The 22,980-nt window shown below is 66.7% G+C and carries 20 protein-coding genes; 14 read left to right on the top strand and 6 right to left on the bottom strand.

What is annotated here, in order from left to right; translation table 11 throughout:
* The first annotated feature begins 33 nt into the window (after nt 1-33).
* Nucleotides 34-1,263, top strand: coding sequence for a radical SAM family heme chaperone HemW (gene hemW, locus QF036_RS14930; RefSeq protein ID WP_307103076.1), 1,230 nt, complete (start codon nt 34-36; stop codon nt 1,261-1,263).
* A gap of 82 nt (nt 1,264-1,345) precedes the next feature.
* On the opposite strand, the gene QF036_RS14925 is transcribed toward hemW, so the two are convergent.
* Nucleotides 1,346-1,765: a DUF4870 domain-containing protein gene (locus QF036_RS14925; protein WP_307103074.1), complete on the bottom strand. Its 420-nt coding sequence runs from the start codon at nt 1,763-1,765 to the stop codon at nt 1,346-1,348.
* Nucleotides 1,766-1,900: 135 nt separating this feature from the next.
* Nucleotides 1,901-2,752 carry a DUF3097 domain-containing protein gene (locus QF036_RS14920; protein ID WP_307103072.1) on the bottom strand — a complete coding sequence of 284 codons (852 nt, stop codon included), beginning with the start codon at nt 2,750-2,752 and terminating at the stop codon, nt 1,901-1,903.
* Between the two features lie 211 nt (nt 2,753-2,963).
* Between QF036_RS14920 and hrcA the strand changes: the two genes are divergently transcribed.
* The 3 genes from hrcA to QF036_RS14905 are packed head-to-tail and all read left to right on the top strand — an operon-like array spanning nt 2,964 to nt 5,936.
* Nucleotides 2,964-3,977, top strand: a complete 1,014-nt coding sequence (gene hrcA, locus QF036_RS14915; protein ID WP_307103070.1) for a heat-inducible transcriptional repressor HrcA — start codon at nt 2,964-2,966, stop codon at nt 3,975-3,977.
* Between the two features lie 58 nt (nt 3,978-4,035).
* Nucleotides 4,036-5,163: a molecular chaperone DnaJ gene (gene dnaJ / locus QF036_RS14910; protein ID WP_307103068.1), complete on the top strand. Its 1,128-nt coding sequence runs from the start codon at nt 4,036-4,038 to the stop codon at nt 5,161-5,163.
* A gap of 2 nt (nt 5,164-5,165) precedes the next feature.
* Nucleotides 5,166-5,936, top strand: coding sequence for a 16S rRNA (uracil(1498)-N(3))-methyltransferase (locus QF036_RS14905; protein ID WP_307103066.1), 771 nt, complete (start codon nt 5,166-5,168; stop codon nt 5,934-5,936).
* Between the two features lie 66 nt (nt 5,937-6,002).
* On the opposite strand, the gene QF036_RS14900 is transcribed toward QF036_RS14905, so the two are convergent.
* Nucleotides 6,003-6,920, bottom strand: a complete 918-nt coding sequence (locus QF036_RS14900; RefSeq protein WP_307103065.1) for a GerMN domain-containing protein — start codon at nt 6,918-6,920, stop codon at nt 6,003-6,005.
* Nucleotides 6,921-7,265: 345 nt separating this feature from the next.
* On the opposite strand from QF036_RS14900, the gene QF036_RS14895 reads away from it, so the two are divergent.
* From QF036_RS14895 to QF036_RS14875, 5 genes are all read left to right on the top strand, one after another.
* On the top strand, nt 7,266-8,366 hold the full coding sequence (locus QF036_RS14895) for a PhoH family protein (RefSeq protein WP_003800832.1): 1,101 nt from the start codon (nt 7,266-7,268) through the stop codon (nt 8,364-8,366).
* Nucleotides 8,350-8,823 carry an rRNA maturation RNase YbeY gene (ybeY, locus tag QF036_RS14890; RefSeq protein ID WP_003800833.1) on the top strand — a complete coding sequence of 158 codons (474 nt, stop codon included), beginning with the start codon at nt 8,350-8,352 and terminating at the stop codon, nt 8,821-8,823. The genes QF036_RS14895 and ybeY overlap by 17 nt, the downstream gene beginning before the upstream one ends.
* A complete protein-coding gene (locus QF036_RS14885) occupies nt 8,820-10,163 on the top strand; it encodes a hemolysin family protein (protein ID WP_307103063.1) in 1,344 nt (447 codons plus the stop codon). Before ybeY ends, QF036_RS14885 begins: the two co-directional genes overlap by 4 nt.
* Entirely contained in the window at nt 10,147-11,106 is a 960-nt protein-coding gene (gene era / locus QF036_RS14880; RefSeq protein ID WP_003800837.1) for a GTPase Era, read from the top strand. The genes QF036_RS14885 and era overlap by 17 nt, the downstream gene beginning before the upstream one ends.
* Nucleotides 11,107-11,233: 127 nt before the next feature.
* Complete coding sequence (locus QF036_RS14875; RefSeq protein WP_307103061.1) at nt 11,234-12,817, top strand: LCP family protein; 1,584 nt, start codon at nt 11,234-11,236, stop codon at nt 12,815-12,817.
* Nucleotides 12,818-12,882: 65 nt separating this feature from the next.
* Here QF036_RS14875 and QF036_RS14870 read toward each other — a convergent pair whose 3' ends face one another.
* Nucleotides 12,883-14,835, bottom strand: coding sequence for a M13 family metallopeptidase (locus QF036_RS14870; protein ID WP_307103060.1), 1,953 nt, complete (start codon nt 14,833-14,835; stop codon nt 12,883-12,885).
* Between the two features lie 251 nt (nt 14,836-15,086).
* Here QF036_RS14870 and leuA point away from each other — a divergent pair, with 251 nt between their 5' ends.
* From leuA to QF036_RS14855, 3 genes are all read left to right on the top strand, one after another.
* Nucleotides 15,087-16,826 carry a 2-isopropylmalate synthase gene (gene leuA / locus QF036_RS14865; RefSeq protein ID WP_307103059.1) on the top strand — a complete coding sequence of 580 codons (1,740 nt, stop codon included), beginning with the start codon at nt 15,087-15,089 and terminating at the stop codon, nt 16,824-16,826.
* A 75-nt stretch (nt 16,827-16,901) separates the two neighbouring features.
* Nucleotides 16,902-17,666 (top strand): DNA repair protein RecO, encoded by a 765-nt coding sequence (gene recO / locus QF036_RS14860; RefSeq protein ID WP_307103057.1) that lies wholly within the window; start codon nt 16,902-16,904, stop codon nt 17,664-17,666.
* Nucleotides 17,667-17,668: 2 nt separating this feature from the next.
* Complete coding sequence (locus tag QF036_RS14855) at nt 17,669-18,490, top strand: isoprenyl transferase (protein ID WP_307103055.1); 822 nt, start codon at nt 17,669-17,671, stop codon at nt 18,488-18,490.
* A gap of 53 nt (nt 18,491-18,543) precedes the next feature.
* Here QF036_RS14855 and QF036_RS14850 read toward each other — a convergent pair whose 3' ends face one another.
* Nucleotides 18,544-19,515: an alpha/beta hydrolase gene (locus tag QF036_RS14850; protein ID WP_307103053.1), complete on the bottom strand. Its 972-nt coding sequence runs from the start codon at nt 19,513-19,515 to the stop codon at nt 18,544-18,546.
* An 89-nt stretch (nt 19,516-19,604) separates the two neighbouring features.
* On the opposite strand from QF036_RS14850, the gene QF036_RS14845 reads away from it, so the two are divergent.
* Nucleotides 19,605-20,681: a quinone-dependent dihydroorotate dehydrogenase gene (locus tag QF036_RS14845; protein WP_307103051.1), complete on the top strand. Its 1,077-nt coding sequence runs from the start codon at nt 19,605-19,607 to the stop codon at nt 20,679-20,681.
* Nucleotides 20,682-20,770: 89 nt separating this feature from the next.
* Here QF036_RS14845 and QF036_RS14840 read toward each other — a convergent pair whose 3' ends face one another.
* Nucleotides 20,771-21,361, bottom strand: coding sequence for a DUF3043 domain-containing protein (locus tag QF036_RS14840; protein WP_307103049.1), 591 nt, complete (start codon nt 21,359-21,361; stop codon nt 20,771-20,773).
* Between the two features lie 129 nt (nt 21,362-21,490).
* On the opposite strand from QF036_RS14840, the gene QF036_RS14835 reads away from it, so the two are divergent.
* Nucleotides 21,491-22,921, top strand: coding sequence for a dipeptidase (locus QF036_RS14835; protein ID WP_307103047.1), 1,431 nt, complete (start codon nt 21,491-21,493; stop codon nt 22,919-22,921).
* Nucleotides 22,922-22,980 lie beyond the last annotated feature (59 nt).

Genomic DNA, 22,980 nt, shown 5'->3' with positions numbered 1-22,980 from the left:
AGACCGTGGCTGGAACCTCCGGAGGCCGCACGCATGCCTAGCGTTCTTCCCCTGGGTGACCCCGCGCCGTCGGATGGCCTCCTGCCGGCGCAGGCGGCCAGCGGTGCAGCCCACCGGGCCTTCGGGCTCTACGTGCACATCCCGTTTTGCGCGGTGCGCTGCGGCTACTGCGACTTCAACACCTACACAGCAACCGAGCTTGGCGGCGGCGCATCCCAGGACGCCTACGCCTCTACCGCCATCTCGGAGGTGGACTTTGCCGCTCGGGTCCTTGCGGAGTCGGGCCTGCCTGCCCGCAAGCTGAGCACCGTCTTCTTCGGCGGCGGCACGCCCACGCTTCTGCCGGCCGAGGACCTGGCGCGAATCCTCCGGGCCGCCATCGACACCTGGGGGATCGAACCCGGTGCCGAGGTGACCACGGAAGCCAACCCGGATTCCGTCACGCCGGAGTCTTTGCAGCTGCTCGCGGACGCGGGCTTCACACGCGTCTCCTTCGGCATGCAGTCGGCCGTGCCGCACGTGCTGAAGGTCCTCGACCGCACCCACACTCCGAGCCGTGTCCCGCTCGTGGTGCAGTGGGCGCGCGACGCCGGACTCGCCGTCAGCCTGGACCTCATCTACGGCACCCCCGGCGAGTCACTGGAGGACTGGCGCTTTTCGCTGGAAACCGCACTCTCGTACCGGCCGGACCACATCAGCGCCTACGCGCTGATTGTGGAGGACGGCACCAAGCTCGCCGCCCAGATCCGCCGTGGCGAAGTTCCGGGAATCGACGACGACGACCACGCCGATAAATATGAACTCGCCGACCGGATGATTTCCGACGCCGGCCTGCGCTGGTACGAGGTCAGCAACTGGTCCGCGACGCCGGAGCAGGCGTGCCGTCACAACCTCGCCTACTGGCGCGGGGACGACTGGTGGGGCATCGGACCCGGCGCGCACTCGCATGTGGGCGGGGTGCGCTGGTGGAACGTCAAGCACCCCACCGCGTATGCCGGCCGGCTTGGCTCAGGCGCTTCACCGGCGGCAGGCCGGGAGACCCTTGACGCGGAAACCCGGAGCGTCGAAAAGGTCATGCTGGAAGCCCGGCTTTCTTCCGGGCTGGAAACCGCTGCGCTCTCGCCCTCAGGCCGGAAGGCCGTGGCCGGGCTGATCGCCGACGGCCTCGTGGTGCCCGAGGAGGCCTTCCGGGGCCGCCTGGTTCTTACGCTGAAGGGCCGCCTGCTGGCGGACGCCGTGGTCCGCAGGATCCTGCCCGACTAGCGTATGGCCACGCCGCCTGCCTGCGCTGAGCCCGCGCCCGCAGGGTTCCCTGGCCGGGCTTGCGCTAGGGTGCGGGTGGGGACTACTTAATCCAGCGGAGGTTGTACTGGTACCGGTGCGGCTGGCCCTTGTTGACGTGGACGCCCGCGGACACCGCGAAGCAGGTCAGCGCAATCCAGATGAGCGTGGCCACGACGGCGAACAGATTGCCGACGACGGGAAGCAGCACCAGCAGGTTGGCCACGAAGGCCGCAATCGTCGGCGGCAGGGTGAAGTTGAGGGCTTCCTTGGACTCCTGTGCGGTGAATGGGCCGCGGTCGCGGAAGATGAGGTAAATCAGCAGCGCCGGAACACAGCCGAGGATGCCGCCGAAGTGCGCCAGGGTGGCCCACTGCCGGTCCTCGCTGGCGGTCAGCGGAAGCGCGTTGGCCGGAACCCCATGGTACTGGGGCAGGTCCTGGCCGGACTGTGTGTCCCTGCGGTCGCGAGCGTCGTCTGCCACGGTGTCTTCCTTTAGCTTGCGTTGGTGCGATAGTGCGTTGGAGGGCGCCGGGGCCGCGGTGCGGCGTGGTGCCGTACCAAGGATACCGGCCCGTACGGGCAATCGCGGGCTCAACGCCGAATCGCGGGACCGGATCTATGGAACCGTGAGGAAATCGATGACTTCTTCCACCCGGCCCAGCAGGGCAGGCTCGAGGTCGGCGTAGGTGCGCACGGCGCCGAGGAGTTTCTGCCAGCCCAGGCCAATGTCTTCCTTGGTCTCGTGCGGCCAGCCGAAGGCGGTGAGGATACCGGTTTTCCAGTCTGTGCCGCGCGGCACCACCGGCCACTGCGGAATGCCAAGTACCGATGGCCGGATCGCCTGCCAGACGTCGACGTAGGGGTGGCCCACGATCAGCACGTTCCCGGCGGCGCCCGGGGACGCCATCACAGCGTCGGCGATCCTGGACTCCTTGGAATCCGGGACCAGGTGGTCCACCAGAACGCCCAGCCGGCGGCCGGGACCGGGGCGGAAGGAGGCAACTGCGGCCGCCAGGTCGTCGATGCCATGGAGGGGCTCGACGACGATGCCCTCCACCCGGAGGTCGTCGCCCCAGACTTTTTCCACGAGTTCGGCATCATGCTTGCCTTCAACCCAGATCCGGCTCGCTTTGGCGACCTGCGCGCGCTGCCCTTCCACCCGGACCGAACCCGACGCCGTCCGTGCGGCGCCCTGCCCTGCGGGCTTTGCCTTGGGGGCCGGGGGCATCAGGCGGATCGGCTGCCCCTCCAGGAGGAATCCGAAGCCCAGCTTGAAGGACCGTGACTTTCCGCGGCGGTCTTCGAGCGCCACCAGGTGCATGCCGCCGGACTTCTCCACCCGGGTCACTGCGCCCACCCAGCCGGACTGGACATCCTCGAGCACCATGCCGCGCTCCACCGGCACCTCGGGCAGGCTGTTCTTGGCGGGCGCTGCGATCTCCTGCGCGCCCCAGGTCTGGTACTGCATTCGTTCACCGCTCTGCACTCGGAAGGAGCCGCTCCGGCCGCGGACATGCCGCCGGGGGACAGGCGCCCGGAATTTCGCCCGGAGCGGTACCAATGCTAACAACGCGGCGACTCATATTAGACTTGTTAGCACTTAGGCATGTCGAGTGCTAACCACAGCGTTGCGGGCAGGATTAACGCCCGGCGCGGTTATGGCCAAAAGGAGGTGGACTGTGAGCGAACCACGGAAGCTAGAGGTGCTGCGCGCCATCGTGGAGGACTATGTCCATTCCCGCGAACCTGTCGGCTCCAAGGCCCTGGTGGAACGGCACCACCTGGGCGTTTCCAGTGCCACCATCCGCAACGACATGGCGGCACTGGAGGACGAGGGCCTGATCACGGCCCCGCACACCAGCGCAGGCAGGATTCCCACGGACAAGGGTTACCGCCTGTTCGTCGACCAGATCTCGGCGGTCAAGCCGCTCTCACCGGCGGAGAAGCGCGCCATCCAGACCCTGCTTGAGGGGTCGGAGGACCTTGACGACGTCCTGGACCGGACGGCCCGGCTGCTGTCCCAGCTGACCAACCAGGTCGCCGTCGTCCAATACCCGCACCTGAGCCGCGCCGTGGTCCGGCACATTGAATTCGTGCTGCTGGCGCCGCGGAAGGTGCTGATCGTGCTGATCGCCGATTCCGGCAAGGTGGACCAGCGCGTCGTCGACGCCGGACAGGACCTGTCCGACGACACACTCGCCGCCCTGCGCACCCGGTTCCTGACCGGTCTGGCCGGCACACCGGTGGCCATCCTGCCCCAGCACCTGGCCGCCGTCGTGGCTGGCTGCACGCCGGCCGAGCGCCCCGTTGCCATGGCCCTCGCCAAGGGACTGGAGGGCCTCGCCCATAACAGCCGGGAGGACCGGATGGTCCTGGCCGGAACGGCGAACCTGGCGCGGTCCAACGTGGACTTCCCGCTCAGCATCGGACCCGTGCTGGAAGCCCTCGAGGAGCAGGTTGTGATGCTGCGGCTCCTGAGCGACATGGCGCAGGACCCCAGGGGCGTAGCCGTCAGCATCGGCCGCGAAAACCCCTACGACGGGCTGGCCGAGGCATCGGTGGTGGCCACCGGCTACGGCCCTGACGCCAGCGCCAAGGTGGGCATCCTTGGCCCCACCCGGATGGACTATCCCACCACCATGGCCGCCGTGCGCGCGGTGGCCCGCTACCTTTCGAGGATTCTGGGCCCGTGACCGCACGCCCCGGACATCCTTTGACCACAGGCAGTACAACCAGGAAGAGATACGAACTTTGAGCAGCCACTACGACGTTCTTGGAGTCTCCCCGGAAGCCACCGGCGAGGAGATCAAAAAGGCCTACCGCAAGCTGGCCCGCTCGCTGCACCCGGACGTCAACTCCGGGGAAGACGCAGCCGAACGGTTCAAGGCCGTCACCCACGCCTATGAAGTGTTGTCCGATCCGCAGAAGCGCAGGGTCTACGACACCACCGGTAACGAGAACGGCACCGACAACGGCTTCGGCGGCGGCGGCTACGCCGGCCAGGGCTTCGCGTTCCAGGACATCTTTGACACCTTCTTCGGCGCGGGCGGGACCTCCGGGCCCGCGTCCCGCGTCCGCCGCGGCCAGGACGCGCTCATCAGCGTCCGGATCGACCTGCGCGATGCCGTCTTCGGCGTCAACAAGAAGCTGGAAGTGGACACGGCCGTCACCTGCCCCACCTGCGAAGGCTCCTGCTGCCAGCCGGGCACGCATCCGGAGCGCTGCGACATCTGCGGCGGCAGCGGACAGGTTCAGCGGGCGGTCCGTTCCATCCTCGGCCAGGTCATGACCGCCGCCCCCTGCGGCTCGTGCGAGGGCTTCGGCACCGTCATCAAGGACCCCTGCAACGAATGCAGCGGCCAGGGCCGCATCCGCAGCCGCCGCTCCCTGACCATCAAGGTTCCGGCCGGTGTTGCCACCGGAACACGGATCCAGCTCTCCGGGCAGGGTGAGGCCGGCCCCGCGGGCGGCCCGTCCGGCGACCTTTACGTGGAAATCCGGGTCAACAACGACGCCACCTACGTCCGCGAGGGCGACGACCTCCACGCGACCCTGAACATTCCCATGACCGCCGCTGCCCTTGGCACGGAACTGAGCCTGGAAACCTTCGACGGCAAGCAGGAGATCGACGTCAAGGCGGGCACCCAATCCGGCGAGATCATCACCCTCCGCGGCCTCGGCGTCACCCACCTGCGGGGCTACGGCCGCGGTGACCTCAAGGTCCACCTGCAGGTGGAAACCCCGTCCAAGCTCGACTCCGCGCAGGAGGACCTGCTCCGGCAGCTGGCCAAGCTCCGCGGCGAGCAGTTCTCCGAGGGCAAGCTTGCAGCCAGCGGCGGCGTCTTCGCCAAACTGCGGGACCGCCTCGGTAACCTGTAGCGGTGAGCAACCCCGTATTCTTCACCCCGGCCGGCGCGCTGGACGGCACGGTTCCCGGTTCTGTGTTCGTCCTCGACGGCGCCGAGGCCCGGCACGCGGTCACGGTCAAGCGCCTGGCGGTGGGCGAGCAGGTGGACCTTGCCGACGGCGCCGGCAAGCGCATCACCGGAACGGTGACCGATGCCGCCCCCGCCGTGCTGACGGTCCAATGCACCTCCGTCAGCGTGGAACCGCGGCCGGACGTACGCCTGGTCCTCGTCCAGGCCCTCGCCAAGGGTGACCGGGACGAACTCGCGATCGAAACCGCAACCGAGTTGGGGATCGACGCCGTGATTCCCTGGCAGTCCGAACGTTCCATCGTCAGGTGGAAGGGTGACCGGGCGGCCAAGGCGCACGGGAAATGGCAGTCCACCGTGGCTGCGGCTGCGAAGCAGGCGCGCCGTGCCTGGATTCCTGAGGTGCGCCCCGCCGTCGACACCCAGGCCCTGGCAAAGACCGTGGCGGAGGCCGGCCTTGCCGTGATTCTGCACGAAGATGCGGTGACGCCGCTGCGGCGGGTCCTCGGCAAGTGGTCTGAGGAGCGCCAAGAGGCGGCTGGCGCCGGTGAGATCCTCCTCATCGTTGGTCCCGAAGGGGGCATCAGTCCCCGGGAGGTTACCCGGCTGTGCAGCGCGGGGGCTGTCACGGCACTGTTGGGTCCGCACGTCCTGCGGTCATCGACGGCGGGACCGGCCGGCGTCGTGGTAGCAAGCGACGTCCTGGGCCGCTGGTAGCTCCAACCAGCGAACGATTCGACAGCGGCAGCAACCGGTGAACATCGAATCTAGCGAACGGTGGACTTAACGAACGGTGAACCCGCGCGAGTCCACGTTGAGTTCGTCCTCAGGCTTGCCCGGGTCGATCTGGGAGACGCGCACCTCGTAGTTGCCGGGCGCGAGATTGACCGTGATGCCGAAGACCCCGGAGGCGGCGGGATCCGCGGCAGCCGTGGCTTCTCCAGTCAGGTAGCTTTCCTTGTCGCCGTTCTCCTGGACCTTGAGGATGCGCCACTGGAGTTTGCCTTTGGGGACGGTGCTTCGTCCGGAGATCTTGACCCGGCCGTCGCCGACTTCGGTGCCCTGCTGCGGATCGATGATCCATACCGGCGCCACCATTCCGGCGCTGCGGGATGTGGGGGCACCGAGCTTGACGTGCTTGAAGGCCAGGTAATCGGTGTGCCCGTCCACCAGGATCACCACTTCGATCTGCTGGCCGGCGTCAATCAGGCCAGAGCTGGCTCCGGCGGCTGTTGCGGTGTATACCAGTTGCTGGATGGCCCGCTGGGCCATGTCCGCGTCAAGGTTGCTGTTGAAGGCATCGGCGGAAACGTCCACGGTAATGACGTTGGTGCCCGAGATCGACGTCGCGAGGTTCTTGGGGTTCTGCCACGGCGTGAAGAAGTCCGGATCCAGCGGCGTCTCCGACATCATGGCGCGAAGGGCCCGCGTGATCGGGTTCTCATCGTCCGGCACGTCGCGGAACTCGCGGTACAGGAACACGTTGCTGTTGCTGCGCCCGATCCAGTAGACCGGCGCCTTGTTCGAGGACTGCGTTGTTTCCAGCGGCGCGCTGGTAGTGGGGACGCCATCCGTGCCGGCGGCCCGGCGCGACGACGACGTCGGAGAGTTGGCGGAGGTCACCGCGGGATCTGGATCGGCGATGCAGCCGGACATCAGCAGGGCAGCCGGAAGCAGCGCGGACAGCAGCACGGAGCGCATCCGCGGTACTTTCCGTCCCGGAGTTCCTGGCTGACTGATGCTGGCGATCCCTTCGAATAAGCAGTTGCTTGCGGGCACGCCGGACCGTTGCCGGCGAGCTCCTTTTCCAGCATTACACGAGTCTTTGGGGCACTGCGTGCCTTTCGCGGCAGACGGCCGAACTGCAACGGGAACGATATGAGGCCGATACAAAGTTGATACCTAATTGCGGGAACGCGTTACGGAATTGCGGTCCGCTGTGACCTTCCGGGACGGCGGGCCGAGGCGTGCGCTGGCGTAAGATGTAAAGACACAAACGAGTTATATTCCGAACTGGAGGGAACTGAAGGCCTGTGGGCCGTCACCATGACTGAATCAGCTAACGGAAAGCGCCGCCTCAACACGGGGGACCGAACCACGGGCGAATTCCCCCATACTCTTCCCGGTGTCCGGACGGAGGTGGTCATCTTCGATAACTCTGATCAGATGGTGCAGTCGCTGGGAAGCCACGACGAGGCCCTCCGCTTCATCGAGGACCAGTTCCCGGCCGTCAGTTTCCACGTCCGCGGCAACGAACTCTCCATCAACGGACCCGCGGCCGATGTTCCGCGGATCATGCGCCTGCTCCACGAGGTCCGGGGGCTCGTGGCCCGCGGCACCATTATTACGCCGGCAGTTCTCCAGCAGCTGGTTTCGCTGCTCCGCAGCCAGTCGCTGCAGAACCCGGTAGAGGTGCTGACGCACGACATCCTGTCCAGCCGCGGCAAAACCATCCGGCCTAAGACGCTGAACCAGAAGAACTACGTGGACGCCATCGACGCGAACACAGTGATCTTCGGGATCGGCCCCGCCGGTACCGGCAAGACCTACCTCGCGGTGGCCAAGGCGGTGCAGGCCCTGCAGCAGAAGGAAGTCAGCCGGATCATCCTCACCCGCCCCGCCGTCGAAGCGGGCGAGCGGCTTGGCTTCCTCCCCGGCACGCTCAGCGACAAGATCGACCCGTACCTGCGTCCGCTGTACGACGCGCTGCACGACATGATGGACCCCGAGTCCATCCCCCGGCTGATGGCGGCCGGAACCATCGAAGTGGCGCCGCTGGCCTACATGAGGGGCCGGACGCTGAACGACGCCTTCATCATTCTTGACGAGGCACAAAACACCACGCCGGAACAGATGAAGATGTTCCTGACCCGCCTCGGCTTCGGCTCCAAAATGGTGGTCACCGGCGACGTCACGCAGGTGGACCTTCCATTCGGAACCCGCTCCGGCCTGCGCATCGTCGAGGAGATCCTCACCGGAATCGACGACGTCAGCTTCTCCGTTCTGGACGCCGCCGACGTCGTCCGCCACCGCCTGGTGGGGGACATCGTCAACGCCTACAGCATCTGGGACGAAGCACAACGCAACCGGGTCAAGCATTCCGTTCCCCGGGAACGACGGGAGAGCACGCATGAGCATCGAAGTTAACAACGAATCCGGCATCCAGGTGGACGAAGCCCAGCTGGTGGCGCTGGCACGCTTCATCTTCGAGCAGCTGTACATCCATCCGCAGGCGGAACTGTCCATCCTGCTGGTAGACGAGCCGGCCATGGAAAAGCTGCACATCGAACTCATGGATGAGCCCGGAGCCACCGACGTGCTCTCCGTGCCCATGGACGAGCTCACCCCGGGAACCCCGGACAAGCCGACGCCGCAGGGCATGCTTGGCGACATCGCGATCTGCCCGCAGGTGGCTGAGGTCCAGGCCCGCAACGCCGGACACTCCACGCAGGACGAGATGCTGCTGCTGACCACGCACGGAATCCTCCACCTGCTCGGCTATGACCACGCCGAACCTGAGGAGAAGGCAGAAATGTTCGGCCTGCAGCGCGACCTGCTGACGGCATTCACCGGCAAAGAAGCACCGGCCGAGACCACCCAGTGACCTCCCTGCTCCTTGTCTGCATGGCGCTGGCGTTTCTCGGTGCCGCAGCGCTGCTGACTGCTGCCGAGGCGGCGTTCAGCTTTCTGCCGCGCCACGACGCCGAGCAGGCGGTGCAGGGGAGCCAGGGCCCGGCCTTGCGGAGGATCCTGGATCAGCCGATGACGCACATGCGTGCCCTGCGTTTCTGGCGGATCTGGTTCGAGTCGGCCTCCGCCGTGGCCGTGGCTGTGCTGCTTTACAGCTTGCTGGACAGCGTCTGGCTGGCCGGCCTGGCCGCGACAGGCATCATGGCGGTCCTCGGGTTTGTGCTGGTGGGGGTCTCGCCCCGCCAGCTGGGCCGTTCGCATCCGGCGGCCGTGGCGCAGTATTCGGCATCGCTGGTCCGGTTCCTGGCCTGGATACTCGGGCCGATCCCCGCCTGGCTGGTCCGGCTGGGCAGCGCTGTGGCCCCCGGTTCGCCCAATGGCGACGACTCCTACTTCAGCGAGGAGGAATTCCGCGAACTGGTTGACCGGGCCACCGAGTCGGACATGATCGAGGACAACGAGGCCGAACTCATCCAGTCCGTCTTCGAATTCGGCGACACCCTGGTCCGCGCCGTCATGGTGCCGCGGACGGACATCCTGACCATCGACGCCGGTTCGAGCCTGCACAGCGCGATGGCCCTTTTCCTCCGATCCGGCTATTCCAGGATCCCCGTCATCGGCGAAAACACCGACCAGATCCTGGGCATTATCTACCTCAAGGATGTGGCCGCCGCGATCCACAGCATGGACCCGGAGGCCGAACCGCCCGTGGTGGACGCACTGGCCCGAGAGGTCCGCTACGTTCCGGATTCCAAGCCGGTGAGCGACCTCCTGCGGGAACTCCAGAAGGAATCCACCCACGTGGCCATCGTCATCGACGAATACGGCGGAACCGCGGGGCTGGTGACGCTCGAGGACCTGATCGAAGAACTCGTCGGCGAAATCGTGGATGAATACGACTCCGAGAGCGCCGCCGTCGTCGATCTGGGCGACGGCACGTACCGGGTAAGTGCCCGGATGGGGATCGACGATCTCGGCGAGCTGTTCGGCATCGAACTGGACGACGACGAGGTGGACACCGTGGGCGGCCTGCTGGCCAAGGCCCTCGGCCGGGTCCCGATCGTGGGCAGCGCCGTTGACGTCGACGGCGTTTCGCTGCGCGCCGAGCGGCTGGAGGGCCGCCGGAACCGCGTCAGCCACATTATTGCGGGCGCCGCGCCGAAAGGCCCCGTTCCACAAAATACTGACCTTGAAGAACTTCTCGACGAGGCCGAATCAATGCAACAGGGAGTTCCACGTGAGCAAGCAGAATAAGGCCGACGGCGGCGAACCGTTCGGCGGGTACCATGCCGGATTCGCGGTGCTGGTGGGTCGGCCCAACGCGGGCAAATCCACCCTCACCAACGCCCTGGTGGGCAAGAAGGTGGCCATCACGTCCGCCAAGCCGCAGACCACGCGGCACACCATCCGCGGAATCGTCCACCGCGAGGACGCCCAGCTGATCCTCGTGGACACCCCGGGCCTGCACCGGCCCCGCACGCTGCTGGGCAAGCGCCTGAACGACCTCGTGGCCGACACACTCTCAGAAGTGGACGCGATCGGTTTCTGCATCCCCGCCAACGAAAAGATCGGCCCAGGTGACAAGTTCATTGCCGCCCAGCTCGCTGCCGTCGGCCGGAAGCCGGTGATTGCCCTCGTCACCAAGGCAGACCTGGTGGACCGGCAGGCCCTGACGGAGCAGCTGCTGGCCGTCGCCGAGCTCGGCAGGGAGGTGCTGGGCGAGGACGGCTGGAAGGACATCGTACCGGTTTCAGCTGCGGACGGGTTCCAAGTGGGCACGGTGGCGGACGTCCTGATCAGCCACATGCCGCCGTCGCCCCCGCTCTACCCGGACGGCGAGCTGACCGATGAGCCGGAGGCGGTCATGGTGGCCGAACTCATCCGGGAGGCCGCCTTGGAGGGTGTGCGTGACGAGCTGCCCCACTCACTGGCCGTGGTGGTGGAGGAAATCGTTCCGCGCGAGGGCCGGACCGAAGACAACCCGCTCCTCGACGTCCGCGTCAACCTCTACGTGGAGCGCCCGTCGCAGAAGGCGATCATCATCGGCAAGGGCGGAAGCCGCCTGCGGGAGGTGGGCACCAACGCCCGGAAGGGCATCGAGGCGCTCCTGGGCACACGCATCTACCTCGACCTGCACGTCAAGGTGGCCAAGGACTGGCAGCGCGACCCCAAGCAACTGGTGAAGCTCGGGTTCTGACCCGCTGCCGCCTGCATTCCGGGGCTGGCGCCTGTGCGCCGGGCCGCGAACGCCGGATTTCCGGCGTTTTCCCAGAAACGGCTACTAAAATAGGCCGGATCCCATTTTTTCGAGGAAGGTACACCCTGTGGTGCGACGCCGCGACAACCGCGCCCAAGGACCGGGCACTCCCGCCCGTTCCGAGCCAGCTGCCCGGCATGCCGAGGACTCCCGGCTGGGCGCTGCCCGGCACCTGAATGTGCGCCACATGCCCACGTGGCTCAAGGTGACCACCGCCGTCGTCGCTGTGGTCCTGGCTGGCGGCCTGGCCTTTGCCGGCTACTGGTACATCAGGCTGCAGTCCAACATCTCCACGGCCGCACTGGGCGCCGGAAGCAGCCGCACCGACACCACGGACGACGCCACCGGCAGGCTGCAGATCCTGATCCTGGGCTCCGACACCCGCGACGGCAAGAACTCGAATTACGGCAGCACCGAGGATTCCACCGGCTACGGCAATTCCGACGTCATGATGCTCATGGACATCTCTGAGGACAACAAGCGGGTCAACGTCATCAGCTTCCCCCGCGACCTGCTCGTGGACATCCCCAAGTGCACTGACCAGAAGACCGGCAAGCAGTATCCGGCGCGCACCGGCATCATGATCAATGAAGCCATGAAAGAGGCTGGCATCGGCTGCGCCGTGGACACGGTCAACAAGCTGACCGGCATGGAGGTGGACCACTTCATGATGGCCGACTTCAACGCCGTCAAGGAGCTGTCAAACACGGTGGGCGGAGTCTCGGTCTGCATCAGCGATGCTGTATATGACCCCGACTCGCGGCTGCGGCTGCCCAAGGGCACCTCCCAGGTGCAGGGCGAACAGGCCCTTGCGTTCCTCCGCACGCGCCACGCTTTCGGCGACGGCGGCGACCTCGGCCGCATCAAGGCGCAGCAGGGCTTCCTGTCCTCGCTGACCCGGAAGATCAAGGACGACGGCACCCTCTCCAACCCGGCGAAGCTGCTGAACATCGCCGACGTGATCACCAAGAACCTGACTGTCGACGACGGACTCTCCTCCGTACCGTCGATGATCACCATCGCCAACCGGCTCAAGACGATCGACGTCGGCAAGGTCGCGTTTGTGGCGCTGCCGACTGTCCCGGCCAGCAGCGATCCCAACCGGTTGGAAGCCGCGCAGCCGGCGTCCTCCCAGCTGTTCGCTGCCCTGCGCAAGGACATCGACCTGACGGACCCGGACGGGAAGGAAACCCCTTCACCGTCGGCGACGCCCAAACCTTCGGCCAGCTCCACTCCGACGGCCACTCCGAAGCCCACGGCGACGGCGGCGCCGTATGACAAGGCGCTGCAGCCCATCACCGTGGCCAACGGAAGCGGCTCAGGCACCAGGACGCAGGAAATCGTTGAGGCCGTTGTTGCCGGCGGCTTCACCCAGGTGGGGCAGCTGGAAGCCGACACCACGGCAAAGACCATGGTGTACTACGGACCCGAGTTCGCAGACGTCGCCGCAGATGTGGCAGCCCTGTTCGGCATTCCGGCCGCCCAGGTGGCGCCGTCCTCCGGCGTCACGGGAGTGCAGCTGTACCTGGGCAGCGACTTCCCGTCCGGAACCAAGTACGGCAAGACCACGGTTCCCAAGGACATCGTCAACCAGACAGCCAGCGACACGGTTTGCCAGCAGGCAAACCCGGAGCTGATCGTCCAGCAGTGATCATCCAGTAGCCGGACACAAAAATGCCGGGCCGCCCCGAACGGGGCGGCCCGGCATTTCTGCGCTCACCAGATGCTGACGCGCTCCTCCGGAGGCATCCACATGCCGTCCTCCTCCGTGACGCCGAACGCGGCGTGGAAGGAGTCGAGGTTCTTGGCTATGGCGTTGGTGCGGAACTCATTGGGGGAGTGCGGATCCGTGGCGAGGCGCCGGATGGCCTCCTCGGTGCGGATCACCTGGCGCCAGCCGGCGGCCCAGGAAGCGAAGAAGCGCTGTTCACCCGTCAGCCCGTCGAGCACCGGGGGTTCCTGGCCGTCGAGGCTGAGGCGGTAGGCCTTGTGCGCAATGGTGAGTCCGCCAAGGTCGCCGATGTTTTCGCCCAGCGTGAGCTTGCCGTTGACGTTGTGCCCGGGTGCGGCGTACGGGGACAGCGCGTCGAACTGGTCCACGAGGCGTCCGGTCAGGGCTTCGAAGGCCTTGCGGTCATCCTCTGTCCACCAGTTGCGCAGTTCGCCCGTGCCGTCGAACTGTGAGCCCTGGTCATCGAAGCCGTGGCCGATCTCGTGGCCGATCACGGCCCCGATGCCGCCGTAGTTCACGGCATCGTCCGCTTCGGCGGTGAAGAACGGCGGCTGCAGAATGGCGGCCGGGAAGACGACCTCGTTGAGCATCGGGTGGTAGTACGCATTGACGGTCTGCGGGGTCATGAGCCACTTGTTGTGGTCCACGGGTTTGCCCACCTCGTCCAGGTGCCGGTCGACGTCGGCATTGTGCGCCCGTTCCACATTCCCCAGCAGGTCGGCGGGGTCGATCACCACTGCCGAGTAGTCGATCCACTCGTCGGGGAAGCCGATCTTTGCCCGGAAGGCCCCCAGTTTCTTCAGCGCTTCGGCCTTGGTGTCCTCGCCCATCCATTCCAGGGCGCTGATGCTGTGCCGGTAGGCCTCGATCAGGTTGCCCACGAGCGTCTGCATGCGAGCCTTGTGGCCCTCCGGGAAATGCTTGGCCACGTAGATCTGGCCTACGGCCTCGCCCAGTGCCGCCTCGACGACGGCGACGCCCCGCTTCCAGCGGTCCTTGTTCCGCGGCGTGCCGCTGATGGTAGTGCCGTAGAAGGCAAAGTTCGTGTCCACAAAGGCGGAAGACAGGTAAGGGGCCGCCGAATTGATGACCCGCAGGGCAAGCCACTCCCGCCACACCGGCAGCGACTCCGAGGCCAGCAGTGCGGCAGCGCCGGCAAAGAAGTCAGGGGTGCTGACCACAATCTCCTGCCGCTTGTCCGCAGCGATGTCGGCGGCGTCGAACCACGTGTCCAGCAGGGGGAACAGCTCGCGTGCCTCGTCCGCCGATTTCAGGTTGTAGGTCTTCTGCGGGTCGCGGAGCGTGACGTTGTCCCAGTGGTGCGAGGCGAGGGCGGTCTCCAGTGCCACCACCCGGGCCGCGGCGTTTTCGGGATCGGCCACGCCGGCCAGGCCGAACATGGTGCCCACGTACTCCCGGTAGGACTGCACCACCGGGGCGAATTTCGCTTCGCGGTAATATGACTCGTCGGGAAGCCCGAGGCCGCCCTGGCCCGTGTACAGCAGCACGCGGTCGGGGTTGCCGGCGTCGGGCGCCGGGTAAATGTAGAAGAGTCCCGAAACGTCGGCACGGAAGAGCCGGCCAGCCAGTGCCAGCAGCTCGGAAATGCTGGCCGTGGCGAAGACCTCGGCCAGACGTCCGCGGATGGGGTCAAGGCCCTTGGCCTCGATGGCTGGCTCATCCATGAAGCTGCTGTAGAGATCGCCGATCTTCCGCTCGATACCGCTGGCCTCGGACCCCTTGGCCGCGGCTTCCTCGATGATTTCCTTGACTGCCAGTTCGGAGCCGTCGCGAAGGGCGGTGAAGGTGCCTTCCAGCGGACGGTCGTCAGGGATGGTGGTGTCCTTGAGCCAGGCGCCGTTCACATGCTGGTAGAGGTCGTCCTGTGGCCTCACGCTGTGGTCGATGTTTGACAGGGCGATCCCCGAAATTGGCACAGGAGCTCCTTCGATGACGTGCTGCGGCCGGCACTTTCACCGGTGCAGCGTCTGCATGGTGGACGTTGCTGGAGGTGTTGCCCCTTCATCTTACGCACCCGTGTTAGTGTGAAATGGTGCGTGCAGAACTCCTTCTTCTTAGCTGCCGCGGCGAGGCCTCAGACGCGATCTAGCGCAAGGCCCACCCTCGTCGCGGAGTTTGCGTTGCCCGGCCACCCTTTCACTCAGGAATCACAGAAAAGGCCAGATTAATGCGAAACGCACAGAAGCCCTCGGGAATGCCGATCCACCGCTACATCCCCTTCCAGGACCAGATCAAGGTCGATCTGCCGGACCGCACCTGGCCGGACAAGATCATCACCACGGCCCCGCGCTGGTGCGCCGTGGATCTGCGGGACGGCAACCAGGCACTGATCGACCCCATGAGCCCGGCGCGCAAGATGAAGATGTTCGACCTGCTGGTCCGGATGGGCTACAAGGAAATCGAAGTCGGCTTCCCCTCCGCGTCCCAGACTGACTTCGACTTCGTCCGCCAGCTGATTGAGGGCAACCACATCCCGGATGACGTCACCATCCAGGTGCTGACCCAGGCCCGCGAACACCTCATCGAGCGGACCTACGAGTCCCTGGTGGGCGCCAAGCAGGCCATCGTGCACCTGTACAACTCAACGTCCGTCCTGCAGCGCCGCGTGGTGTTCAACCAGGACGAGGACGGCATCCTGGACATTGCGCTTCAGGGCGCCCGCCTGTGCAAGAAGTACGAAGAAACGCTGGCGGACACCCACATCACCTACGAGTACTCGCCCGAGTCCTTCACCGGCACCGAGCTGGAGTACGCGGTCCGCGTCTGCAACGCCGTCGCCGACGTTTTCGAGGCATCCGCCGACCGCCAGGTGATCATCAACCTGCCCGCCACCGTGGAAATGGCCACCCCCAACGTCTACGCGGACTCCATCGAGTGGATGAGCCGTCACCTGCACCCCCGTGAAGGCATCATCCTCTCCCTGCACCCGCACAACGACCGCGGCACCGGCGTGGCCGCGGCTGAGCTGGGCTACCAGGCCGGCGCCGACCGGATCGAGGGCTGCCTGTTCGGCAACGGTGAGCGCACCGGCAACGTGGACCTGGTGACCCTGGGCCTGAACATGTTCGTGCAGGGCATTGACCCGATGATCGACTTCTCCGACATCGACGACGTCCGGCGCACCGTGGAATACTGCAACCAGCTGCCCGTCGCGGAGCGTGCACCTTACGGCGGCGACCTCGTCTTCACCGCGTTCTCCGGGTCCCATCAGGACGCCATCAAGAAGGGCCTCGAAGCCCTGGAAAAGGACGCGGCAGCCGCAGGCAAGGATGTCAGCGACTTCACCTGGCAGGTTCCCTACCTGCCCGTGGACCCGAAGGACCTCGGCCGCAGCTACGAGGCTGTGATCCGCGTCAACTCCCAGTCCGGCAAGGGCGGCGTGGCCTACCTGCTGAAGAACGAGCACAGCCTGGACCTGCCGCGGCGGGCGCAGATCGAATTCTCCGGCGTCATCCAGCGGCAAACCGACACCGTGGGCGGCGAGGTCAGTGGTGCCCAGCTGTGGCAGCTGTTCCAGGACGAGTACCTGCCCTCCGCCAAGGCGGAAAGCCAGTGGGGCCGCTACTCGCTCGGTTCGGTGAAAACCGAAACCGACGAGGACGGGTCCATGACCCTGCACGCCTCGCTGGGCGTGGACGGCACCCACGTCAGCCGCACCGGCACCGGCAACGGCCCCATCGCCGCGCTGCTGGACATCCTCGGCCAGGACGGTGTGGACGTACGGGTGCTGGACTACAGCGAGCATGCCCTGTCTGAAGGCGGCAGCGCCCTCGCTGCGGCCTACGTGGAGTGCGCCGTGGGAGAACGCGTCCTGTGGGGCGTCGGCATCGATTCAAACACCAGCACCTCGGCGCTGAAGGCAGTCATCTCCGCCGTGAACCGGGCCATCCGGGACGCCCAGGCCTGAGCTTCCTGACAGCTGCGCCGCCGGTCCACACCGGCGGCGCAGCTGTTTCGGCGGCTGAGCTGTTTCACGGAGTCAATGGGAAGATTAAGCGTGGTCCAATCATTTGCAGCGCGCAGCTACCGCGACGACGCCGTGGTGTTGCGCACCCACAAGCTGGGCGAAGCGGACCGCATCATCACCCTCCTGACCAAGCACCACGGCCAGGTCAGGGCAGTGGCCAAAGGGGTCCGGAGGACCACCAGCCGCTTCGGAGCCCGCCTGGAGCCCTTCATGGTGGCAGACCTGCAGCTCGTGTCCGGCAAGACCCTCGACATCGTGACGCAGGCCGTCGCGAAAGGGGCATACGGGGGCAACATCGCCGCCGACTACGGGCGGTACACGGTGGCCGCGGCCATGACCGAAACCGCCGAAAAGCTGACCGACGTCGACGGTGAAGCCGGAACCGCGCAGTACAACCTGCTGGTCGGCGCCCTGGCCTCGCTGAGCCGCGGGGACCACGCACCGGAGCTGATCCTGGATTCCTACCTGCTGCGGGCCCTTTCCACCGGCGGCTGGGCACCCAGCTTCACGGACTGCGCACGCTGCGGGGCGCCCGGACCGCACACCGCTTTCTCTGCCCCGCTGGGCGGCATGGTCTGCGGCGACTGCCGCCCGCCGGGCTCACCGGCACCGGCGCCGGAGACCGTCTCCCTGCTGGGTGCGCTGCTCACCGGGGACTGGCCGACGGCGGATGCCTCCCTTCCGCTGAACCGCCGGGAATCCGCGGGTCTGGTGGCCAGTTATCTGCAGTGGCACCTGGAGCGTGTCCTGAAATCCCTCAAACATGTGGAGCGTACCTAACAGTGTCCTTGGGAAAGAAGACCAGTCCTGCCCGGCGTCGCACCGCTCCGGTGGTGGCGCCGTACCCGCACCAGTCAGGCGCGGTTCCGCCGTCGATTCCGGCCGAGTTCGTGCCCCGGCACGTGGCCATTGTGATGGACGGCAACGGCAGGTGGGCCAACCAGCGCGGCCTGCCACGGATCGAAGGCCACAAGGCAGGGGAGCCCGCCCTGCTCGACGTCGTGGCCGGCGCCATTGAACTCGGCATCGAATACGTCAGCGTGTACGCCTTCTCCACGGAGAACTGGCGCCGTTCTCCCGAGGAAGTCCGCTTCCTGATGGGGTTCAACAAGGAGGTGCTGCGCAGGCAGCGCAACCAGCTCGATGACTGGGGCGTTCGGATCCGCTGGTCCGGCCGGCGTCCCCGGCTCTGGGGTTCCGTGATCCGCGAACTCGAGGAGGCGGAGGCGTACACCGCCGGTAACAGCACCTGCACGCTGACCATGTGCGTGAACTACGGGGGCCGGGCGGAAATAGCTGACGCTGTGTCCGCCATTGCCCGGGATGTAGCCGACGGCAGGCTCAAGCCCGGGGCCATCACCGAGAAGACGATCCAAAAGTACCTCGACGAGCCGGACCTTCCCGACGTCGACCTCTTCCTCCGCAGTTCCGGTGAACAGCGCCTGTCCAACTTCATGCTGTGGCAGTCGGCATACGCGGAGTTCGTTTTCCTCGACACCCTGTGGCCCGACGTCGACCGCCGGACCCTCTGGGACGCCGTGGAGATCTATGCGCAGCGGGACCGCCGGTACGGCGGGGCGGTGGACGCCGCCCAAGCTCTCTAAAGCCAGGCCCTCTAAAGCCAGGCCCTCTAGGTTCCGGCCACCCTGCAACCGGTTCAGGCGGCGTAACCCCTGACCCACCTGGCCAGCCGCCCGTAGGCGTCGGCCCGCACGTCGGCACGGGAAAGGAACACATCGTGGAGCGCGCCGTCAATACGCTCCACGGTGACGCTCCTGCCAAGCGACATGGCACGGGCGGCAATGGTGTTGACGTCCAGCACAGCGTCCGTCCGGCGCATTTCCTCGTTCCAGACCATCCCGTTCTCACTCGCCGCCGACAGGAGGACCAGGATGGGCGCCGCGATGCCCAGTCCGCGGGCCACCTTGGCCTGCCCTGCCAGGATGGCACTGAGCCAGGCGGCGCGCACCGGAAAAGCCAGGGGCGGCCGGTAGGCATCGTCCAGGGCCCACTCGCCTTCGGCGGAACTGCTGATGCTGCGCCAGTAGAAACCGCGCTCCGGCAGCCTGAGCACCGCCTCGGGCCGCAGGCGGGCGATCGGCTCCACCATGGTCCAGGCCGCTCGCCTGACCAGTGCACTTCCATGCATTTCGAGCCACGGACTGTTCAGGACCAGCTGGGAAACCGCGCCCGGATTGCGGCTGGCCCACAGGGCTGCCACCAGGCCGCCGGTGGAATGTCCCATGAGCGCGAGCTGCACGGGTCCCGCCCCGCCGGACTCGGCGATCATACCCACCGCGGTGCCGATCTCGGCGTCGTAGTTTCCCAGATCCGCGACGTAGCCGCCGTGCGTGCCCGGCTGCAGGCTGCGGCCGTGGTTGTGCATGTCCAGGGCAAAGAACTCGAAGCCCTGCCCTGCCCAGAACCGCGCCAGCTCTACGTTGAAGAAATAGTCGCTCCAGCCATGCAGGAAGAGCACCGCCCGACGCGGCCCGGGAGGACGGACCGCGGAGGCATCCGGGGGAGTGAAACGGACCAGCGTCGCCCTGCGGCGAACGCCGTCGTCGCCCGCGGCTTCGAAGGCGCGGGACTCGAAGCCCGGCCCCAGGATGTCGTTCTGCCACTCCATGTCAACAGCGTAGGCTTTCCAGTCCCTGCCCGGGTGCTGTTGTGTCAGCCCGGTTTGGTCTGTACCGCCGAAGACGGAAAACTAGAGGCATGCGCGTATACCCCACATTTTTCAGGCTGGCCTTTTCATGGATGGACGCCGAACGCGCCCACAAGATCGGTTTCAAAGGGATCCGGCTGGTCCATTCCGTGGGAGCGGGCCGGCTGCTGGAACGGTTTACGGCACCGCCGGCGTCCCTGCAGACGAACGCGCTCGGCCTGATCTTCCCGTCGCCGTTCGGGCTGGCCGCCGGCTTCGACAAGGAGGGCCACGGGATCGAGGCCCTTACGGAGCTTGGATTCGGTCACGTTGAGGTGGGCACCATCACCGGCCAGGCCCAGCCCGGCAACGAAAAACCCCGGCTGTTCCGGCTGATCGAGGACCGGGCCGTCATCAACCGGATGGGATTCAACAACGACGGCGCCGCTGCTGTGGCTCCGCGGCTGAAGGCCGCCCGGGCCGCGCTGCAGCGGCGCCATGCCAAGGTGCGGCCCGTGATCGGCGTCAACATCGGCAAAACCAAAGTCGTGGAACTCGACGAAGCCGTGGAGGACTACCTCATCAGCGCGCGCGGCCTCGCCCCGGCAGCGGACTACCTTGTGGTGAACGTCAGCTCGCCGAACACGCCCGGGCTCCGGCTCCTGCAGAACGTGGAGACGCTCCGGCCGCTGCTGAAGGCAGTGGGGGAGGAAGCTGACAAGTCCGCCGGCAGGCACGTCCCGCTGCTGGTCAAGATCGCCCCCGACCTCACCGACGAGGACATCGACGACGTCGCCCGGCTGGCGATGGACCTGGGCCTGGACGGCATCATTGCCACGAACACCACGATCAGCCGCGACGGGCTGGATTCCGCAACGGAAAAGGTGGAGGCCTGCGGTGCCGGCGGTCTGTCGGGTGCTCCCTTGAAGAGCCGTTCGCTGGAGGTGCTGCGCCGACTGAAGTCGGTCACGCAGGACAGGCTGACGCTGATTTCCGTGGGCGGCGTGGAGACCGGCGAGGACGTCCAGGACCGACTCGACGCCGGCGCCACCCTGGTACAGGGCTACACCGCCTTCCTGTACGAGGGACCGTTCTGGGCCGCCCGGATCAACAAGGAACTGGCCAGGAACCACCGGAAAACCCGTTAAACACAGCAGCCCGGCGGTTTCACCGCCGGGCTGCTGTGTTTAGGTCCGGGACCGGCTCCTGGCGGGCTGGGCCGCAGGAGGACGAGGAATCAGGACGGGTACTGCCCGCGGCGGACCAGGGGCTTGGGCAGGCGAAGCTTGCGGAACTGCAGGGAACGCATGGAGCCGTACCAGACGGTGCCGCGCTCCACCTCCCCGAACTTCTCGGCGAGGCGCTTGCGGAGCTTGCGGGACAGGATAAACACGTCCACGAAAACAGCCAGGAACATGACCCAGAAGCCGCCCAGCACGTAAATCATCATGCTGCTGTTGGACGGAACGACGAGGGAGATGATGACGAACACCAGGGCCCCGAACATCAGGTACTCGCCCAGGCTGAAGCGGGCGTCCACATAATCACGGGCAAACCGCTTCTGCGGGCCCTTGTCGCGGATCGGCAGGAACCGTTCGTCGCCGGTATCCAGTGCCTGGCGCATCTTCAGCCGCTGCTCCTGGGCGGCGGCACGCTCCGCTTCCTTGGAGGCCTTGCGGTCCTCCGGCACGAGGGGGCGCTTGCGGGCCGCTTCCTGTGCCCTGCGCTTGGGCGTGGGAGCGCCTTTGCCTGCTATTGCGGCTGCCTCGGCAGCCTGCTGGTCAACTACATCCTGCGCCACTGGCGCTTCCTTTTTACGTCCGAACACCACACCAGAATACCTTGGCGGGCTGTGCCCCCGGTCATGTCCGGCTGCCCGCGGAACGCCATGCCGCGGCGAGCGGTGCCCGCTGACGGCGGTGTTTGTTGTGGCTTTTGACACAGGTAGTGTTTGGCCATGACTACATTCCCTGCGGCGACCCCGCAACAGTACGGCGAGGCCGTGGCCGGCGTCGACACCGGTGCCCTGCGGGCCGCCGTTGATGCGGCCTTCGACGCCACAGTTGCACAGCTGAAGGACCTGGTGGCCATACCCGGCATCGCCTGGCCCAGCTTTGACCCCGCCCCGCTGGACGCCAGCGCCGAGGCCGTCGCCAGCCTGGTGCGCGCGGCGGGCATCGGGGACGTCCGGATCCTGCGGTGCGACAAGGAGGACGGCACCCCCGGCGGGCCCGCCGTCGTGGCCCGCCGCGAGGCCGCACCCGGCAAGCCGACGATTCTTCTCTACGCCCACCACGACGTCCAGCCGCCCGGTGATCCGGCACTGTGGGAGTCCGAGCCGTTTACCGCCGTCGAACGCGACGGGCGCCTCTACGGGCGCGGCGCGGCCGACGACAAGGCCGGGATCATGGCCCACGTCGCCGCCTACGGCGCCGTCACGCGGGTACTCGGTGATGAATTCGGGCTGGGCGTTACCCTGTTCTTCGAAGGGGAGGAGGAGGCCGGTTCGCCGACCTTCAGGACGTTCCTCGAAACCCACCGCGAACTGCTGCGTGCCGACGTCATCGTGGTGGCCGATTCCAGCAACTGGAAGGTGGGCGTGCCGGCGCTGACCACCAGCCTGCGCGGACTGGTCGACGGAACCATCGAGGTGCAGGTCCTCGACCACGCCGTGCATTCGGGAATGTTCGGCGGGCCGGTGCTCGATGCGCCTACACTGCTCTCGCGCCTGATCGCCACACTGCACGATGACGATGGCAGCGTGGCCATTGCGGGTTTGATGAGCAGGGACGAAACCGCCGTGGACCTTACAGAGGAGGAGTACCGGGCGGATTCGTCAGTGCTCGACGGCGTGAAGCTGGCAGGCACGGGGACGATCGCCTCGCGGCTGTGGACCAAGCCGGCCCTGTCGATCATCGGCTTCGATGCGCCGGCCGTCAGCGTCGCCTCCAACACCTTGCTGCCCTGCGCCCGGGCCAAGTTCAGCCTGCGGCTGGCCCCCGGGCAGGACCCGGCGGAGGCCATGGAAGCGGTGCGCCGGCACGTTGAAACCCACGCACCGTTCGGCGCCAAGGTGACCTTCACGCCGGGGGAGAGCGGCAACGCCTTCCAGACGGACACAGGTTCGGCAGCTGCCGGGATCGCCTTGTGGGCGCTCGGCGAGGCCTGGGGCGTTCCGGCCGTGGAAATGGGGATTGGCGGTTCGATTCCGTTCATCAGCGACCTGACCGAGCTGTACCCCGAGGTCCAGATCCTGGTGACGGGCGTGGAGGACCCGGATTCGCGCGCGCACTCCGCCAACGAGTCGCTGCACCTGGGGGACTTCCGCAACGCGGTGGTTGCCGAGGCGCTGCTCCTGGCGCGGCTGAATTCAGAGGGGCTCCGCTAGCAGGCCGCGGACTAGCAGGCCGCGGAGGGAACAACGAAGGGCCTGGAAGGGTTACGCCT

It is taken from the genome of Arthrobacter globiformis (assembly GCF_030817195.1).
Lineage (GTDB): Bacteria > Actinomycetota > Actinomycetes > Actinomycetales > Micrococcaceae > Arthrobacter > Arthrobacter globiformis_D.
This window is presented reverse-complemented; position numbering and strand designations above follow the sequence as displayed.

What these genes read in the sequence shown, in the direction of transcription:
- QF036_RS14845 (WP_307103051.1), top strand. Translation starts at nt 19,605, where the DNA reads ATGCGCGTATACCCCACATTTTTCAGGCTGGCCTTTTCATGGATGGAC.
- leuA (WP_307103059.1), top strand. Translation starts at nt 15,087, where the DNA reads ATGCGAAACGCACAGAAGCCCTCGGGAATGCCGATCCACCGCTACATC.
- QF036_RS14850 (WP_307103053.1), bottom strand. Translation starts at nt 19,515, where the DNA reads ATGGAGTGGCAGAACGACATCCTGGGGCCGGGCTTCGAGTCCCGCGCC.
- QF036_RS14835 (WP_307103047.1), top strand. Translation starts at nt 21,491, where the DNA reads ATGACTACATTCCCTGCGGCGACCCCGCAACAGTACGGCGAGGCCGTG.
- hemW (WP_307103076.1), top strand. Translation starts at nt 34, where the DNA reads ATGCCTAGCGTTCTTCCCCTGGGTGACCCCGCGCCGTCGGATGGCCTC.
- ybeY (WP_003800833.1), top strand. Translation starts at nt 8,350, where the DNA reads ATGAGCATCGAAGTTAACAACGAATCCGGCATCCAGGTGGACGAAGCC.
- QF036_RS14920 (WP_307103072.1), bottom strand. Translation starts at nt 2,752, where the DNA reads ATGCAGTACCAGACCTGGGGCGCGCAGGAGATCGCAGCGCCCGCCAAG.
- recO (WP_307103057.1), top strand. Translation starts at nt 16,902, where the DNA reads ATGGGAAGATTAAGCGTGGTCCAATCATTTGCAGCGCGCAGCTACCGC.
- QF036_RS14900 (WP_307103065.1), bottom strand. Translation starts at nt 6,920, where the DNA reads ATGCGCTCCGTGCTGCTGTCCGCGCTGCTTCCGGCTGCCCTGCTGATG.
- QF036_RS14895 (WP_003800832.1), top strand. Translation starts at nt 7,266, where the DNA reads ATGACTGAATCAGCTAACGGAAAGCGCCGCCTCAACACGGGGGACCGA.